The 15,081-nt window shown below is 66.8% G+C and carries 15 protein-coding genes; 9 read left to right on the forward strand and 6 right to left on the reverse strand.

Going from position 1 to position 15,081, the window contains the following annotated elements; all coding sequences use genetic code 11:
* The first annotated feature begins 47 nt into the window (after window positions 1–47).
* Window positions 48–491 (forward strand): GNAT family N-acetyltransferase, encoded by a 444-nt coding sequence (locus FHU31_RS31500; protein WP_208410197.1) that lies wholly within the window; start codon window positions 48–50, stop codon window positions 489–491.
* Between the two features lie 17 nt (window positions 492–508).
* Here the strand turns inward: FHU31_RS31500 and FHU31_RS10755 are convergent, their stop codons facing one another.
* Window positions 509–1,546, reverse strand: a complete 1,038-nt coding sequence (locus tag FHU31_RS10755; protein ID WP_167158122.1) for a DNA polymerase IV — start codon at window positions 1,544–1,546, stop codon at window positions 509–511.
* Window positions 1,543–2,151, reverse strand: a complete 609-nt coding sequence (locus FHU31_RS10760) for a TetR/AcrR family transcriptional regulator (RefSeq protein WP_167158124.1) — start codon at window positions 2,149–2,151, stop codon at window positions 1,543–1,545. Before FHU31_RS10760 ends, FHU31_RS10755 begins: the two co-directional genes overlap by 4 nt.
* A 91-nt stretch (window positions 2,152–2,242) precedes the next feature.
* On the opposite strand from FHU31_RS10760, the gene FHU31_RS10765 reads away from it, so the two are divergent.
* From FHU31_RS10765 to nrdE, 6 genes are all read left to right on the forward strand, one after another.
* Window positions 2,243–2,782 (forward strand): NADPH-dependent FMN reductase, encoded by a 540-nt coding sequence (locus FHU31_RS10765; RefSeq protein WP_167158126.1) that lies wholly within the window; start codon window positions 2,243–2,245, stop codon window positions 2,780–2,782.
* Between the two features lie 100 nt (window positions 2,783–2,882).
* The gene (locus FHU31_RS10770; protein WP_167158128.1) at window positions 2,883–4,136 is read left to right on the forward strand and encodes a glycosyltransferase; all 1,254 of its coding nucleotides are present in this window, start codon (window positions 2,883–2,885) and stop codon (window positions 4,134–4,136) included.
* A gap of 3 nt (window positions 4,137–4,139) precedes the next feature.
* Window positions 4,140–7,286: an ATP-binding protein gene (locus FHU31_RS10775; RefSeq protein WP_167158130.1), complete on the forward strand. Its 3,147-nt coding sequence runs from the start codon at window positions 4,140–4,142 to the stop codon at window positions 7,284–7,286.
* Between the two features lie 376 nt (window positions 7,287–7,662).
* Window positions 7,663–7,902 (forward strand): glutaredoxin-like protein NrdH, encoded by a 240-nt coding sequence (gene nrdH / locus FHU31_RS10780; protein ID WP_090357115.1) that lies wholly within the window; start codon window positions 7,663–7,665, stop codon window positions 7,900–7,902.
* 33 nt (window positions 7,903–7,935) lie between these two features.
* Window positions 7,936–8,379, forward strand: coding sequence for a class Ib ribonucleoside-diphosphate reductase assembly flavoprotein NrdI (gene nrdI / locus FHU31_RS10785; RefSeq protein WP_167158131.1), 444 nt, complete (start codon window positions 7,936–7,938; stop codon window positions 8,377–8,379).
* Window positions 8,346–10,514: a class 1b ribonucleoside-diphosphate reductase subunit alpha gene (gene nrdE / locus FHU31_RS10790; RefSeq protein ID WP_167158133.1), complete on the forward strand. Its 2,169-nt coding sequence runs from the start codon at window positions 8,346–8,348 to the stop codon at window positions 10,512–10,514. The genes nrdI and nrdE overlap by 34 nt, the downstream gene beginning before the upstream one ends.
* A 122-nt stretch (window positions 10,515–10,636) precedes the next feature.
* Here nrdE and FHU31_RS10795 read toward each other — a convergent pair whose 3' ends face one another.
* Both FHU31_RS10795 and FHU31_RS10800 read right to left on the reverse strand, forming a co-directional pair.
* Window positions 10,637–11,125 carry a DUF2510 domain-containing protein gene (locus FHU31_RS10795; protein ID WP_167158135.1) on the reverse strand — a complete coding sequence of 163 codons (489 nt, stop codon included), beginning with the start codon at window positions 11,123–11,125 and terminating at the stop codon, window positions 10,637–10,639.
* Between the two features lie 3 nt (window positions 11,126–11,128).
* Window positions 11,129–11,485, reverse strand: a complete 357-nt coding sequence (locus FHU31_RS10800) for a hypothetical protein (RefSeq protein ID WP_167158137.1) — start codon at window positions 11,483–11,485, stop codon at window positions 11,129–11,131.
* A gap of 240 nt (window positions 11,486–11,725) precedes the next feature.
* Between FHU31_RS10800 and FHU31_RS10805 the strand changes: the two genes are divergently transcribed.
* On the forward strand, window positions 11,726–12,202 hold the full coding sequence (locus FHU31_RS10805) for a DIP1984 family protein (protein ID WP_090357106.1): 477 nt from the start codon (window positions 11,726–11,728) through the stop codon (window positions 12,200–12,202).
* A gap of 257 nt (window positions 12,203–12,459) precedes the next feature.
* On the opposite strand, the gene FHU31_RS10810 is transcribed toward FHU31_RS10805, so the two are convergent.
* Together FHU31_RS10810 and FHU31_RS10815 are read right to left on the reverse strand one after the other, a co-directional pair.
* Window positions 12,460–13,713, reverse strand: coding sequence for an MgtC/SapB family protein (locus FHU31_RS10810; protein ID WP_167158139.1), 1,254 nt, complete (start codon window positions 13,711–13,713; stop codon window positions 12,460–12,462).
* Between the two features lie 129 nt (window positions 13,714–13,842).
* The gene (locus tag FHU31_RS10815) at window positions 13,843–14,229 is read right to left on the reverse strand and encodes a DUF5997 family protein (protein ID WP_167158141.1); all 387 of its coding nucleotides are present in this window, start codon (window positions 14,227–14,229) and stop codon (window positions 13,843–13,845) included.
* Between the two features lie 43 nt (window positions 14,230–14,272).
* Here FHU31_RS10815 and FHU31_RS10820 point away from each other — a divergent pair, with 43 nt between their 5' ends.
* Window positions 14,273–14,986 carry a LysR family transcriptional regulator substrate-binding protein gene (locus FHU31_RS10820; RefSeq protein WP_167158143.1) on the forward strand — a complete coding sequence of 238 codons (714 nt, stop codon included), beginning with the start codon at window positions 14,273–14,275 and terminating at the stop codon, window positions 14,984–14,986.
* Window positions 14,987–15,081 lie beyond the last annotated feature (95 nt).

The raw sequence follows: 15,081 nt of genomic DNA on the forward strand, positions 1-15,081 counted from the left end.
AGGTTATTGGCTGGCCCCGACACTCGGGGCTACGTTATGTTCTGGCGGTGCCTGACTTCGATATCCGGCGGGCCGGTGTGGACGACCGCGGCACGCTGTTTCAGCTCATCGCCGATTTCTATGTAATCGACGGCCACCACTTCGACGCCGAGCGGGTCGCTGCGGGCCTTGAGCCGCTGCTGCAAGACGACAGGCGGGGACAGGTCTGGCTGGGTATGCGCGCGGGCGCCGCGGTGGGTTACACGGTGACGACCTGGGGTTGGTCGCTGGAATCCGGGGGCCTGGAGTGTCTGGTCGACGAGCTGTATGTCAGCGAACGCGGGGGTGGCCTGGGCAGTGCGCTGTTGCGCCACGCGATGTCTGCGGCACGAGAGGCCGGCGCGGCATCGGTGTTCTTGGAGACCGAGGCGCGCAACTCGGCCGCTCGCCGGTTCTACCAGCGCCACGGGTTCGGTATCGAGGACTCGGTCTGGCTCAGCGCCGATCTGTGACCGGTGCCGTCCGGTGCTCAATGCGTCTGCGGCATCTCCAATTCCAGCCGTACCCCGAGCAAGCGGATAGGGCGGTCCAGGTCGAACTCCCCGAGCAGTTCCAGCGCCGTCGCGGCGATGGGGCCGGGGTCGGTGCCGGCCACGGCCAGTTTGCGAATCTTGGTGCGGGTGAAGAAGGTGTTGGTTCGCACCGTGACCGCGACCCGGGTGACGGTGCGGCCGGCCTCGACGACTTCGGTGAGGGTGCGCTGCGCCAGTTCGGTGACGGCGGCGTCCATCTCGGCGCGGTCGACGAGATCGTGGGGGAAGGTCACCACATGACTGCGTGAGCGGGGCACCCACGGTTGGGTGCTGACGGTATCGTCGCCACCCCCTTTGGCCAGCAGCAGGATCCAGAGTCCGGTGCTGGGGCCGAAGGCGGCGACGAGGGTGGTCGCGTCCGTGGACGCCAGGTCTGCGACGGTGGTGATACCCAGGGTGGCAAGCTTTTTCGACGTCTTGGGCCCGACACCCCAGAGGGTGTCGACCGGGCGGTCGCCCATCACGGTCATCCAGTTGGCGTCGGTGAGCTGGTACACGCCGGCCGGCTTGCCGAAACCGGTGGCCACTTTGGCGCGTTGCTTGTTGTCGCTGATGCCGACCGAACAGGACAGCCCGGTCTCGGCGGCGATCACCGTACGGATCCGCTCGGCCAGGTCGAACGGATCGTCCACGGCGGCAGCGAGGTACGCCTCGTCCCAGCCCCACACCTCGAGGGGATGGCCGAGATCACGCAGCAGGCCCATCACCTGTTCGGAGGCCTCGTCGTAGGCGGCCGGATCCGACGGCAGGAAGGTGGCGTCGGGGCATTTCCGGGCCGCGGTGCGCAAGGGCATGCCGGCGTGCACGCCGACCTCGCGGGCCTCATATGAGGCGCAGGTGACCACCTTGCGGGGTTCGGTCGGATCGCCCGAGCCGCCGACGATCACCGGCAGGCCGGCGAGTTCGGGGTGGCGTCGCAATTCGACCGAAGCCAGGAACTGGTCCAGGTCGACGTGCAGAATCCAGGGTTTCACGTGCCACAGAGTTTGCGGGCCACGCACTCCCACGCCTCGCCGAGGCGGTCCAGGTCGTGGCCACGGTCATGGATCTGGTGTTCGACGTAGTCGGCGTCCAGCAGCGCCAGGAGAGCGTCCGCTTGGGCATCGAGATCGCCTGTGGTTCCCGCGGATTCGAGCAGCATCCGAACATGCGTGTGGTGCAGGGTGGCGGGGGAGTTGAAGCGCATCTGCGGGTCGCGGTTGGCATCCGAGAGCAGCGCGTGGTGCGTGCGCACGAACCGCAGCCGTTCCCGGCCGTAGGCGAGCAGGCGGGTCAAGGGTGGGGCCCCAGGGCCCAGTGGGGGCGGGCCGAACATGAAGGCTTGTTGTTCGGCCTTCTCGTCCTCGTCGAGCAGGACGATCATCAGGCCGGCCCGACTGCCGAAGCGCCGGAACAAGGTGCCCTTGCCGACCCCGGCCGCGGCGGCGACATCGTCCATCGACATCCCGTCGGCACCGCGTTCTGCGATGAGCCGCCGGGCCGCGTCCAGCAGGAGGGCGCGATTGCGCGCGGCGTCACCCCGTTCTTGCGGGGCGGCGCCGGTCAACGGCAACGCGATGAGGGGGTCAGGGGCGCCCATACCTGCACTTTAACTCAGTCGGAATTATTCGGACCACAGTCCGGTTAAGGTATGTGACGATACGAACGACCGTACAGACTGGGGAGTGAAAATGTCGGATACCAAGGTTCTGGTTCTGCTGGGCAGCCTGCGTGCCGCGTCGGTGAACCGCCAACTCGCCGAGTTGGCCGTGGAGTCCGCCCCGGAAGGGGTGGACGTGCGCCTCTACGAGGGACTCGGGGAGCTGCCGCACTACAACGAGGACATCGACAACGAGGATGCTCCGGCCTCGGTGGTGGCCCTGCGTGAGGCCGCGGCCGGTGTCGATGCCGCGCTGGTGGTCACGCCCGAGTACAACGGCAGCATCCCGGGCGTGCTCAAGAATGCCATCGACTGGCTGTCCCGCCCGTTCGGCAATGGTGCGCTCAAGGACAAGCCGGTCGCGGTCATCGGCTCCTCGGCGGGCCAGTACGGCGGCGTGTGGGCGCACGACGAGACCCGCAAATCGTTCGGGATCGCGGGACCGCGGGTGATCGAGGAGAAGCTGGCGATCCCGGCGAAGGCATTCGACGGTAAGCACCCGCGCGAGAACGCCGATGTCGTGGCGAGTGTGCGCGATGTGGTGGGCAAGCTGGCCGCTGAGGTCGGCTGACCCAGTTCGCCATCCCGCCACCGGCCCCTCGTCGAGGCAATAGACTGCCGTCTCGAGGGGCCGTCGCATTCGGCTCGGCTCCCAAGCGTGGGATGTTGACGTGCGACATTCACAGGACCGGCCGACCACAATCCTGGCGTACACCTCTCCGGCGTTGGGCAATCTGTACCCGATTGTCGCGCTGCTGACGGAGCTGCGCCGGCGCGGCCACCGGATCGTGGTCCGCACCCTGACCGCCGGCGTGCCGATCGGCACAGCCGCGGGTTTTGACACCGCGGCCGTCGATCCCGGAATCGAAGCGGTCGCGATGACCGACTGGACGGCGCGCACCGGGCTGGGAGCTATTCGGCGCGGATTCGAGGTCTTCGCCGAACGCGCGGCGCTCGAGGTGGGAGATGTGCGCCGCGCCATCGAGGCCGTGTCGCCGGATGCCGTCATCCTCGACACGAATTGTTGGGGCGCCCCGGTGGCCACCGAAGCCGCGGCGCTGCCCTGGGCGACGTTCTGGCCCTACCCGCCGTACCTGTCGTCGCGGACCAGTCCACCCTTCGGACCGGGGCTGGCGCCGAGATCGGGAGTGCTGGGCCGGTGGCGTGACGCTGCGGTGGGCGCGATGACCCGTCGGCTGCTTGAGCGGGAGATGCTGGAGCCGGTGAATCGGCTGCATCGGATGGTCGGCACCACACCTCTGACGTCCGGCGACGACTTCGTGCTGCGCGCACCGCTGGTGCTGGTGGGCACCGCCGAGCCGTTCGAGTACCCGCATCCCGACTGGGACGAGCGGGTCGTCCTGATCGGTCCGTGCGAGCATCGATCCGCGGGCCCACCCACCGAGGTCTTTCCCGGGCCGACAGTCTTGGTGACCACATCCTCGGAACGCCAGGGCGACGACGCCCTGCCGGTGACGGCGCTCGCGGCGCTGGCCGACGAACCGGTACGCGTCGTGGCGACCTTTCCCTGCGGAGTGCCCGCCGGTGTCGACGTTCCTGCCAACGCCACCGTCCGCCGTTTCGTCGACCACGGGGCCGTGCTCGACCACGCGGTGTGTGCCATCACCCACGGCGGTATGGGTGTCACCCAGAAGGCCCTCGCCCGCGGGGTTCCGGTGTGTGTGGTGCCCTATGGTCGCGACCAGTTCGAGGTGGCGCGTCGGGTCCAGGTGGCCGGATGCGGCAGTCGGTTGTCGGCCCACCGGCTCAACCCGTCCCGATTGCGAGCCGCCATCTCGGAGGCGATGACGATGCGCGCGGGCGCCGAGCGGGTGGCCGCCGGCTTCGCCGCGGCCGGTGGCGTCAGGCGTGGAGCGGACCTCGTGGAGCGGCGGCTACTCGACGTCACCGCGGCGGAGGGATGAGGGGTGGGCGCGGCCTGTGCGCAGTGCGGGACCGCGCCGCGTGCGGGCGCGAGATTCTGTGACGCCTGCGGCACCCCGATCACCCCGGTGTTTCATCACCCCGAGTTCAAACAGGTCACCGTGTTGTTCGCCGATGTGGTCCGGTCGATGGACCTGGCGGCGGCACTGGGCACCGAACGCCTGCGCGAGGTGATGAGCGAGCTGTTCCGTCGATCACGTTGTGTCGTCCAGCATTTCGGTGGTTCGGTCGACTTCACCGGAGACGGCATCATGGCCACCTTCGGCGCACCGATCGCCCTCGAGGACCACGCCGTCCGGGCCTGCCTGGCTGCGCTGGACCTACAGACGGAGGCCGCCGCGCTGGCCGCCGAACTGCACAGGCGTGATGCCGTCCGGCTGAAACTGCGGGTGGGACTGAACTCCGGGCAGGTGATCACCGGCGATATCGGTGCCGGTCCGGGTAACTACACCGTCATCGGCGCCCACGTGGGGATGGCGCAACGGATGGAGGCAGCGGCCCCACCTGGCGGCGTGCTGCTCAGCGGCTCGACGGCGCACCTCGTCGAGGGCATCGTCGAACTGGGCGCACCAGAGCAGTTGCGTGTCAAGAACTCCGAGGTGCCGGTGCCGGCGCGACGGCTGCTGTCCGCCGCGACCAGCGTCGCGGCCGGCGTGCGATCGCAGTCCGTGCTGGTGGGGCGCGAGGCGGAGGTACGCGCGTTGAGCAGCCGGCTGGATTCGGCGCTGGCCGGTGCGGGCACCGTCGTGGGCGTGGTCGGCGCACCGGGCATCGGTAAGAGCCGGCTGGTGGCCGAGGTGCTCAGGCTGGGCGCGGCCCGCGGTGTCGGTGTGGTGTCCACGGTCTGCGAATCGCATGCCCGCGATGTTCCGTTCCACGCGGCGGCGCGACTGTTCCGCAGCCTCACCGGGGTGGCGAACCTGCAGGGCCATGCCGCGCGCGACCACGTCCGCAGACAGCTTCCCGGCGCGGATCCGGCCGACCTGGTGCTGCTGGACGACCTGCTGGGCATCTCCGAACCCGGGATCGACGTGCCCGTCATCGATCCCGATGCGCGCAGGCGACGCGTATCGGCACTGCTGACCTGTGCGTCAGCCGCCCGGAGCGCCCCGGATGTGTACGTCGTCGAGGATGCACACTGGATGGACGAAGCCAGTGAGTCGACCATCGCCGACTTCCTGTCGGCGCTCACCGGCTCGATGGTGTTGATCACCTATCGGCCCGAGTATCACGGCAAGCTGGTCCAGATCACCTCGCTTGACGCGATCATGCTTGGTCCGCTGGATGATTCGCAGGCATCGGTACTGATCGGCGAACTCGTCGGTACCGATCCGTCGGTGCGATCGCTGGCCGCCGAGATCGCCGAGCACGCGGCGGGTAATCCCTTCTTCGCCGAGGAGATCGTGCGCGATCTCGCCGAACGCGGTGTCCTGCAGGGCAGTCCGGGATCGTTCGTGGCCGGTGACAATGCCACCGTGACGGGTGTGCCCCCGACGTTGCAGGCCACCATCGCCGCGCGCATCGACAGGCTCGGCGATGCGCCCAAGGACGCACTGAACGCGGCGGCGGTCATCGGGACGCGATTCTCCGGCGACCTGCTGGCCGGGCTGGTCGAACGGTTGTGTGTCGAGGAATTGCTCGAAGCCGACATGATCGAGAAGTTGGATTGCGACGGCGGTGTCGAATACGGCTTCCGTCATCCGTTGATCCGGACGGTCGCCTATGAGTCGCAGTTGCGTTCGGAGCGTGCCCGACTGCACCGTCAGCTGGCCGCGACGATCGAGCGGGACGGGCCCGGCACCCCGGATGCGAATGCTGCGTTGATCGCCACGCACCACGAGGGCGCCGGCGACCTGGCCGCCGCATTCGGCTGGCAGATGCGGGCCGGAAACCGGTTGGCGCTGCGCGATATCGATGCCGCCCGGGTCAGTTGGCGACGTGCCGGGCGGTTGGCGGGGCGACTTCCGGTCGACACCCCGGATCGGCTGGCGATGCTGATCGACGTCGGGACGGCGTTGTGTGGCACTGCCTGGCGCATCGGACTTGCGGAGGCGGAGCAGAACTTCGACGAGCTCCGCAGCCTGTGTGCCGAGCACGGTGACCGGCGATCGTTGGCCATCGGGATGTCGGGCTACATGATGGCCCTGACCATGCACAATCATCCTCGGGTGGCCTCCGAGCTCGCCTCCGAACTGCAGCGGTTGCTTGAGAACATCGACGACGACGCTCTGGCGGTGGCGGCGTCGTTCGGCATTCTGGCGGCCAAGTGGGAGACCGGGGAAGTGCGCGACGTCCTCGCGGTGGCGCAGCGCGTCATCGACCACGACACCGACACGGCCGAGGGCATGAAGTTCGTGAGCTCGCCGCGAGCGCTGGCGATGGCGTTACGGGGCGTCGCCGGGATGTCGCTGGGCCTGCCGGGATGGAAGGCCGATCTCGACCGTGCCATCGACACGGCGCGCGAGCTCGATCCGCTGATGTATGTGGTCACCAATCTGCACAAGTACGCGCAGATCGGTCTGGGTGCGCTGCAGTCCGGTCCTGATGCGCTGCGCGACACGGCGTCGGCACTGGCTGTGGCTGAACGATCCGGTGACGATTTCACGGTGGTGCACGCACATCTGGCGCGGGGGATCGTGCTGGTGGCCCGGGACGGCGCTGAGCGCGATGCGGGGTATGAGCACCTGCGTCGAGCTCGCGAGGCTGCGCTGCTGGGGTGCGGCAACTCGTCGATCGTCCTGATCGCCGACATCCATCTCGCGCATCTGCGGTACACGCTCGGTGAGGTGGACGGCGCGGTCGCGCTCGCGTCGGCCACGGTGGACGAACTGTTCGCCCTCGGCTCGGTGGTGTGGCGTGGTCCGGCCACCAGCGTGCTGATCGAGGCATTGCTCGGCCGCGGCGCTCCCGGCGATCTCGAGGCTGCCCGGGCGGCCATCGCGCGGCTCGACGGGGATCCGGTGGACTCCGGGTTCGTCCTGCACGAGGTGACGCTGCGCCGACTGCGGGCTCTGCTCGCGAGGGCCGAGGGTGACCAGGACGGGTACCGGCGCTGGACGGCGGGCTATCTGGCGCTCGCCCGAGCGTGTGATTTCGACGGCCATATCGCGGTGGCGTCGGCGATGGTGTGAGGCTCCGCACCCTTTTGCTGCCCGGTCGAGGTGTGCCGGACTTGTCGGTGCCTGGTGATAGACCGAGGTGGTGACCCGACACACCCCGGATGTGACGTGCGACACGCCGGGCGTGTCGCGCTCGGCAGGGCTTACGACCAGGGAATTTCATGAATGTTGTTCAGAACATCTGGTATCTGTTCGGTTTGTCGGACACTAGGTGTAGTGTTTGGCGAACCGACAGACCCCAAGCAGTACGGGTCGGCCGGGGCCCCGGAACCGACGATCGACCGGATGGAATCCGCTGGAATCGGGGCCTTGCGAACCGGAATGGCCGGGTCCGCAGGAACGCTTTAACAACTAAGTTGCCCGTCCCATTCGCAGAGGAGCCACGCAGATGAAGGTCACCGTGTACACCAAGCCGGCGTGCGTGCAGTGCAACGCCACCTACAAGGCCCTCGACAAGGCCGGTGTCGCCTACGACGTGATCGATATCAGCGTTGACCCCGAGGCCCGTGACTACGTGATGGCTCTGGGCTACCTGCAGGCCCCGGTCGTCGTGGCCGGCAACGAGCACTGGTCGGGCTTCCGTCCGGACCGCATCAAGGCGCTGAGCGCGGCGGCTGTCAGCGCTTAGTCACCGCTGATACACCGGGAGGGGGGTTGACGGATGACCAGCTTGGTCTATTTCTCCAGCGTCTCCGAGAACACCCACCGCTTCGTCGAGAAGCTGGGCATCCCGGCGACCCGGATCCCGCTCAAAGGGCGGATCCAGGTCGATGAGCCCTACGTGCTGGTACTGCCCACCTACGGAGGGGGGCGTGCGACACCCGATGTCAGCAATGGTGGCTACGTCCCCAAACAGGTCATCGCTTTTCTGAACGACGAGCACAACAGGTCGTTGATCCGAGGCGTCATCGCTGCGGGCAACACCAACTTCGGTGAGGAATTCGCCTACGCGGGCAAAGTGGTCTCCGCCAAGTGCGGAGTGCCCTACCTCTACCGCTTTGAACTCATGGGAACTCCGGACGACGTGGATGCCGTCCGTGCGGGATTGCAAGATTTCTGGAAGGAACAGACGTGCCACCAACCGTCACAGCTGCAGAGCCTGTAACCACCGGCGCGCATGCGCTCCCGGGGGAGACGGACTACCACGCGCTCAACGCGATGCTCAACCTGTACGACAAAAACGGCAACATCCAGTTCGACAAGGATGTGCTGGCCGCGCGGGAGTATTTCCTGCAGCACGTCAACCAGAACACGGTGTTCTTCCACTCGCAGGACGAGAAGCTCGACTACCTGATCGAGAAGGAGTACTACGAGCGCGAGGTGCTCGACCAGTACTCCCGTAACTTCGTGAAGTCGCTGCTGGACCGTGCCTTCGCCAAGAAGTTCCGCTTCCCGACCTTCCTGGGGGCGTTCAAGTACTACACGTCCTACACGCTGAAGACCTTCGACGGGAAGCGCTACCTGGAGCGCTTCGAGGACCGGGTGGTCATGGTGGCGCTGACGCTGGCCGCCGGGGACACCGAGCTGGCCGAGAAGCTGGTCGACGAGATCATCGACGGCCGGTTCCAGCCGGCCACCCCGACCTTCCTCAATTCGGGCAAGAAGCAGCGCGGCGAACCGGTGTCCTGCTTCCTGCTGCGCATCGAGGACAACATGGAGTCCATCGGGCGCTCCATCAACTCGGCGCTGCAGCTGTCCAAGCGTGGCGGTGGAGTCGCGTTGCTGCTCACCAACATTCGGGAGCACGGCGCGCCGATCAAGAACATCGAGAACCAGAGCTCGGGCGTCATCCCGATCATGAAGCTGCTGGAGGACTCGTTTTCCTACGCCAACCAGCTCGGCGCCCGCCAGGGTGCCGGTGCGGTGTACCTGCACGCGCATCATCCCGACATCTACCGGTTCCTCGACACCAAGCGCGAGAACGCCGACGAGAAGATCCGGATCAAGACGCTCTCGCTGGGCGTGGTGATCCCGGACATCACCTTCGAGCTGGCCAAGAAGAACGAGGACATGTACCTCTTCTCGCCGTATGACGTCGAGAAGGTCTACGGTGTCGCGTTCGCCGATATCTCGGTCACCGAGAAGTACTACGAGATGGTCGATGACGCGCGGATCCGTAAGACCAAGATCAAGGCGCGTGAGTTCTTCCAGACACTGGCCGAGCTGCAGTTCGAATCCGGCTACCCGTACATCATGTACGAGGACACGGTGAACCGGGCCAACCCCATCGCCGGCAAGATCACCCACAGCAACCTGTGCTCGGAGATCCTGCAGGTGTCCACGCCCTCGGAGTTCAACGAGGATCTGTCCTACGCCAAGGTGGGCAAGGACATCTCGTGCAACCTGGGTTCGCTGAACATCGCCAAGGCGATGGATTCACCGGACTTCGCCCAGACCATCGAGGTGTCCATCCGGGCGCTCACCGCGGTGAGCGACCAGACCCACATCTGGTCGGTGCCGTCCATCGAGCAGGGCAACAACAGCTCGCACGCCATCGGCCTGGGGCAGATGAACCTGCACGGCTATCTGGCGCGGGAGCGGATCCACTACGGCTCCGAAGAGGGCGTGGACTTCACCAACATCTACTTCTACACGGTGCTCTACCACGCGCTGCGCGCCTCGAATCTCATTGCGATCGAACGGGGTACGCGCTTCGGCGGGTTCGAGCAGTCGAAGTACGCCTCGGGTGAGTTCTTCGACAAGTACACCGACCAGGTGTGGGAGCCGGCCACCGACAAGGTGCGTCAGCTCTTTGCCGACGCCGAGATCCACATCCCGACCCAGGATGACTGGAAGCTGCTCAAGGAGTCGGTGCAGAAGCACGGCATCTACAACCAGAACCTGCAGGCCGTCCCGCCGACCGGTTCGATCAGCTACATCAACCACTCGACCAGCTCGATCCACCCGGTGGCGAGCAAGATCGAGATCCGCAAGGAAGGCAAGATCGGTCGGGTGTACTACCCGGCGCCGTATCTGACCAACGACAACCTGGACTACTACCAGGACGCGTATGAGATCGGCTACGAGAAGATCATCGACACCTACGCCGCGGCCACCCAGCATGTGGACCAGGGGCTGAGCCTGACGCTGTTCTTCAAGGACACCGCGGACACCCGCGAGGTGAACAAGGCGCAGATCTACGCGTGGCGTAAGGGCATCAAGACGCTGTACTACATCCGGCTGCGCCAGATGGCTTTGGAGGGAACCGAAGTCGAGGGTTGCGTCAGCTGCATGCTGTGACGCGGATGCGTTGAGGCCGCAGGCCAGGAGAGACTTTTCTCCTGGCCTGCGCCTATTTCGGCGACAACGCCGCAGCGGCGCGTGCACCGCACTCACCCGCGTTGCGGGCGATCATCTGCTCACTACTTCAGCGTGGGGAGTGGTTTGTGTTCCCTGGCGTAATCCAGCACGCCCTGCACGCATCCGCGTCTGAGTTCGCGGTTGCGCCGCAACCGGGGATTGTCGCCGAGCTTGATCTTTCCGAGCAATGCCAAGTCGCAGGCGCCGTCCACTGACGACCCCACCAAGGGGGTGTGGTAGCCGATGTCATAGCCCTCCTGATACCAATCAGGAGAGGTGTAGTTCTGGGCCAGGAAGTACCAACCGATCCCGCCTGCCACCAGGATCACGGCGGCGATCAAAGCCATCCAGCGGGTGCGTCGCTTGTGTGCCGCTTGAGCCGCTTGGACCTCAGCGAACCACGGCGCCTGGGCGCCGGTCGATACCGGAGCGCTCTGCGCGTAAGCGGCCGGTTGACGGTGCTCGGTCCATTGCCGGCCGTCCCACCATCGCAGGCCGCCGGAGAGCGGATCGGAGAACCATCCCGGGGGTGTGCCCTGAGTTTCGGGCATGGTCTAACGCTGATTCGTGCCGACATAGGTGTGCCACCAGAGGGCGTACTCCCGTGCCTGCTGTGCGTCTCGGTTCAGCCGTTTGCGTGCGTTCGAATTATGTAAGAGCGTCACCCAATTCAGGATCAGAATCGAGAAGAAGCTCCACCAGCCGAATATCAGGTTCTGGGTCTGGGCCGACCGCAGCGCGGAATCACATTGGGCGTAGCTGCCCTGAACGGTGCGACGTTGGTTGAACCAGAAGATCAACGCGCCGACGTGACTCATCGTGGTGACCTGAAAGGTCGGTACCTCGGGAGGCGGCGGGTAGGACGCGTACGGATTCGCCTGCTGGTTCGTCGGCGCAAAAGGTTCTGACATGGATTCCCCCTGTATTCGTGTTCTCCCCACTGCGCAGCATAAGGGAGAGTTGAGGGTGTGTCGGACACTGAATTCTCGACACTTCGGGTGCACGCGCACAGGTGGCTGCGTCTGGTGGCACCGATCAGAAAATATGTTGCCCGCCAGACACCCGACGCTCATCATGGGTGAGCGCCGCTGCGGCTCAACGATGTTGGACGGAGAAAGCCAGGCGTATCCACGAAAGGAGGCAGGACGATCATGAAGTTGGCTGAGGCGTTGTCGCTACGTAGCGCGACGCTGCGGCATCTGGAGGCGCTGCGCACCCGCATCGCCGACAATGCCCGCTTCCAGGAGGGTGAGGAGCCCGCCGAGGATGCGGCGGCGCTGCTGATCGAAGCCGAAGCGGCCGTGAACGATTGGCAGAACCTGATCCAGGCGATCAACCGCACCAACGCGGCCACCGAAATGGGATCCGACGGCACCTTGACCGATGCGTTGGGCCGTCGTGATGCGCTGCGGTGGCGGCGGCACCTGCTGTCCACGGCCGCCGACGCCGCGGCCGGCAGCGGTAAGCAGCAGGGTTACGCCCGGCAGCTGCGGTCGGAACTGAAGATGCTCGCGGCGTTGCCCGTGGCTGAGCTGCGGGCCCGAGCCGACGCCACCGCACGGGATCTGCGCGAGCTCGATGTGCGGATTCAGCAGAAGAACTGGGAAGTCGATCTTCTCGATCAGTGAGGTGAAGCAGGTAGTCGACACGGAGGCGTGCACGCCCCCAACCGGCGGGTCCGCCGGTCTTCTGGTGCGCGCAGGGCAGCGCCGAGGGTTCGAATCCCTCGTCACAACGCAAGCTCCGCATCGTGCACCGCTGACAGGGCAAGGCGCACAACACATCACCATGTGCAGATCCGTGACGACGAGGGTGGGCACGGGGCACACCTCTCAGCAGCGCTCGGCGGGGTCGGATCGTGATCGATCCGGCCCCGCCGGGCGCCTCAACCCAATGTCACGACCAACGTCAGCGCGACACCGAACACCACCGCGGGGGCGGCCATCGCGGCGAGGAACGCCAACCCGAACCGCCGACCGCCTGACGCGAACGCCAGGATGACCTTCACCAGAAGGTTGGATCCCAGTGCGGCGGCGACGCCGATCAACGCGGCGTCGACCGTGACATCGCCCTTGGCGGCCAGGCTGGCGGCTGCGACCGCGCCGGCGTGCGCGTCGGCCAAACCCGCGGCGAAGGTCGCGAGCACGAGCCCGTTGGGGCCGAGCATGTCAGCCGCCCACCGGCTGACGAGCAATGCCAGCGTCAGCACGGTGGCCAGCGCCAGTGCCGGCCGCAGTGCGAACGGCCGCATGGTGGGCTCGTCAGGGGTGTCCTGATCCTCGGCTGTGGTGTGGTCGGGCCGAGTGCCACCGCGGTACACGAACGCGGCAACGCCGACAAGGACGAGAGCGCCCGCCAGCACGGGGGGCCACAAGAGGCGCAACACCTCGATGTCGACCACGCCGATCACCAGGAGCAACTGTACGAAGGTGGCCAGGCTGGCCACCAGCGCGCTGGCCAGCGCGGCGCGCAGGCCCGTCTCGGTCTTGCTGAGCCGGCCCATCGACGCAGTCGTTGCGCTGGCCGAGACGAACCCACCGGCCAGGCCCGTGACAAGCAGGCCGCGTTGTGGGCCGAGCGCCCGAACGCCGATGTACCCGAGCCAGCCGATGCCGGTCAGCAGCACCACCAGCAGCCAGATTCTCGACGGGTTGAGCACGCCGTAGGGCCCGATCGCCTGGTCGGGCAGCAGGGGCAGAATCACGAAGGCCACCACGAAGAACTTGATCGCGTCCTCGAGTTCCACCTCGCTGACGATCTCTCGGGCGAAGCGGTGAATGCGGGCCTTCGACACCAGCAACACCGCGACCACCACGGCGAGCGCCACCGCCTCGGCTGGGCGAGTGTAGGCGAGTGCGCCCAGCAGGTAGGCGACGAGACCGGCGATCACGGTGGTGGTTCCCGGGTCGTCGGCCCTGGTACGACGGTAGGCGACGGCCAGCAGCACCGCGACGCCGATCGCGCCGGCCGCCACCACCCTGGCGTCGATACCGGAGGCGATCGCCCCGGCCAGAGACAACAATGCGAACGAGCGTGAGCCGGCGGGCAGATCGCGGGTGTGGCTGCGTTCCCGCTCCAGGCCGAGCAACAGCCCGATGGCCAGCGCCACCAGGAACGGCTCGAAGTGCTGCCAGTTCACACCGACTCCTCGTTGCCCGGACGGTCTCGGTCCTCCGGTCCGTCACCGGGATCCCGCGCGATGTAGAAACCCTAGCTGGCAACCTATCTCGGCGAGCAGATCGGTTGGTTCAGTACCGCCGACGTCGAATCAGTTGTCGCGGGCCTGCTCGGCACGCAACGCCTTCAGACGCCGTTCCTCGCGCAGCACGTTCTGGTAGCTCTCCTGTTCGGCGACCAGCCAGTCCGGCTTCTCGGCGAGCAACGCATCGATCTGCTCGGTGGTGAGCGCATCCTCGACGCCGCCGCGGGCGAGGCCGGCGATCGAGACGCTGAGCTTGGCTGCGACGAGGTTCTTCGGGTGTGGTCCGTTCTTGCGGAGGTCTTTGAGCCACTGCGGCGGATCCGCCTGCAGGGCGGCGAGTTCGGTGCGGGTGATCGGGTTCTCCTGGAACTCCGCAGGCGTGGCGGGCAGGTACACGTCCAGCTTCTTCGCCGCGGTGGCGGGTTTCATGGATTGCGCGTTCGGCCTGCTCATGGCACAGAGCTTATCCGTAGCCGCTTATCGGTAGCCTGAGGCGGTGACCCCGCTGTCCCTCACCCTCGGGTATGTGCCCGGCGGGACGCCCGCGAAGTGGGCCAAGATCTGGGCGGAGCGCCATCCCGAGGTGACGCTGCACCTGCGCGCCGTTGCCGCCGCAGACGCGGCCGCCGAAGTGCGGGGCGGCGCCGTCGACCTGGCGGTGCTCCGGACGACGGCCGATACCGCTGGGCTGGCCGTCATCCCGCTCTACGAGGAGATGACGGTGGCGGTGGTACCGGCCGATCACCTTCTCACCGCGGCCGACGAGATCGCCGCCGCGGACCTCGACGGAGAGCCGACGCTGCTCCCACTCGACGATGTCGTCGCCTGGGCGGGCGCTCCTGGCACACCGATCGAGCATCGACCCGAAACCACTGAGGACGCAATAGAACTCGTCGCTGCGGGACTCGGTGCACTCATCGTTCCGCAATCGCTGGCCCGGCTGTATCACCGCAAGGACCTCACGTACCGCCCGATCACCGACGCGCCCACCTGCCCTGTGGGGCTTGCCTTCCCGGAAGGCCCGCAGTCGGCGCTGATCGAGGAGTTCACCGGGATCGTCCGCGGCCGCAGACCCGGTTCCTCGCGGGGGCAGGCCGAGCCGGCGCCGAAACGCACCGCACGCGAGAAGACGCTGGCCAAACAGGCCGCCCGGGCGGCCGCGGGCAAGGTGGCCCGCAAGCCGGGGCCGACCAAGCGCGGGCGGCACTGAGCCCGCGAGTGTGGGGGTTGTGTACGTCCGCGGACGGTTTCGCGTGCGTAGCACCCACAGTCGGTGCGACGTCCGGCCGTAACTGCCGCGTGACG

The organism is Mycolicibacterium fluoranthenivorans (genome assembly GCF_011758805.1).
GTDB classification, from domain to species: Bacteria; Actinomycetota; Actinomycetes; order Mycobacteriales; family Mycobacteriaceae; genus Mycobacterium; species Mycobacterium fluoranthenivorans.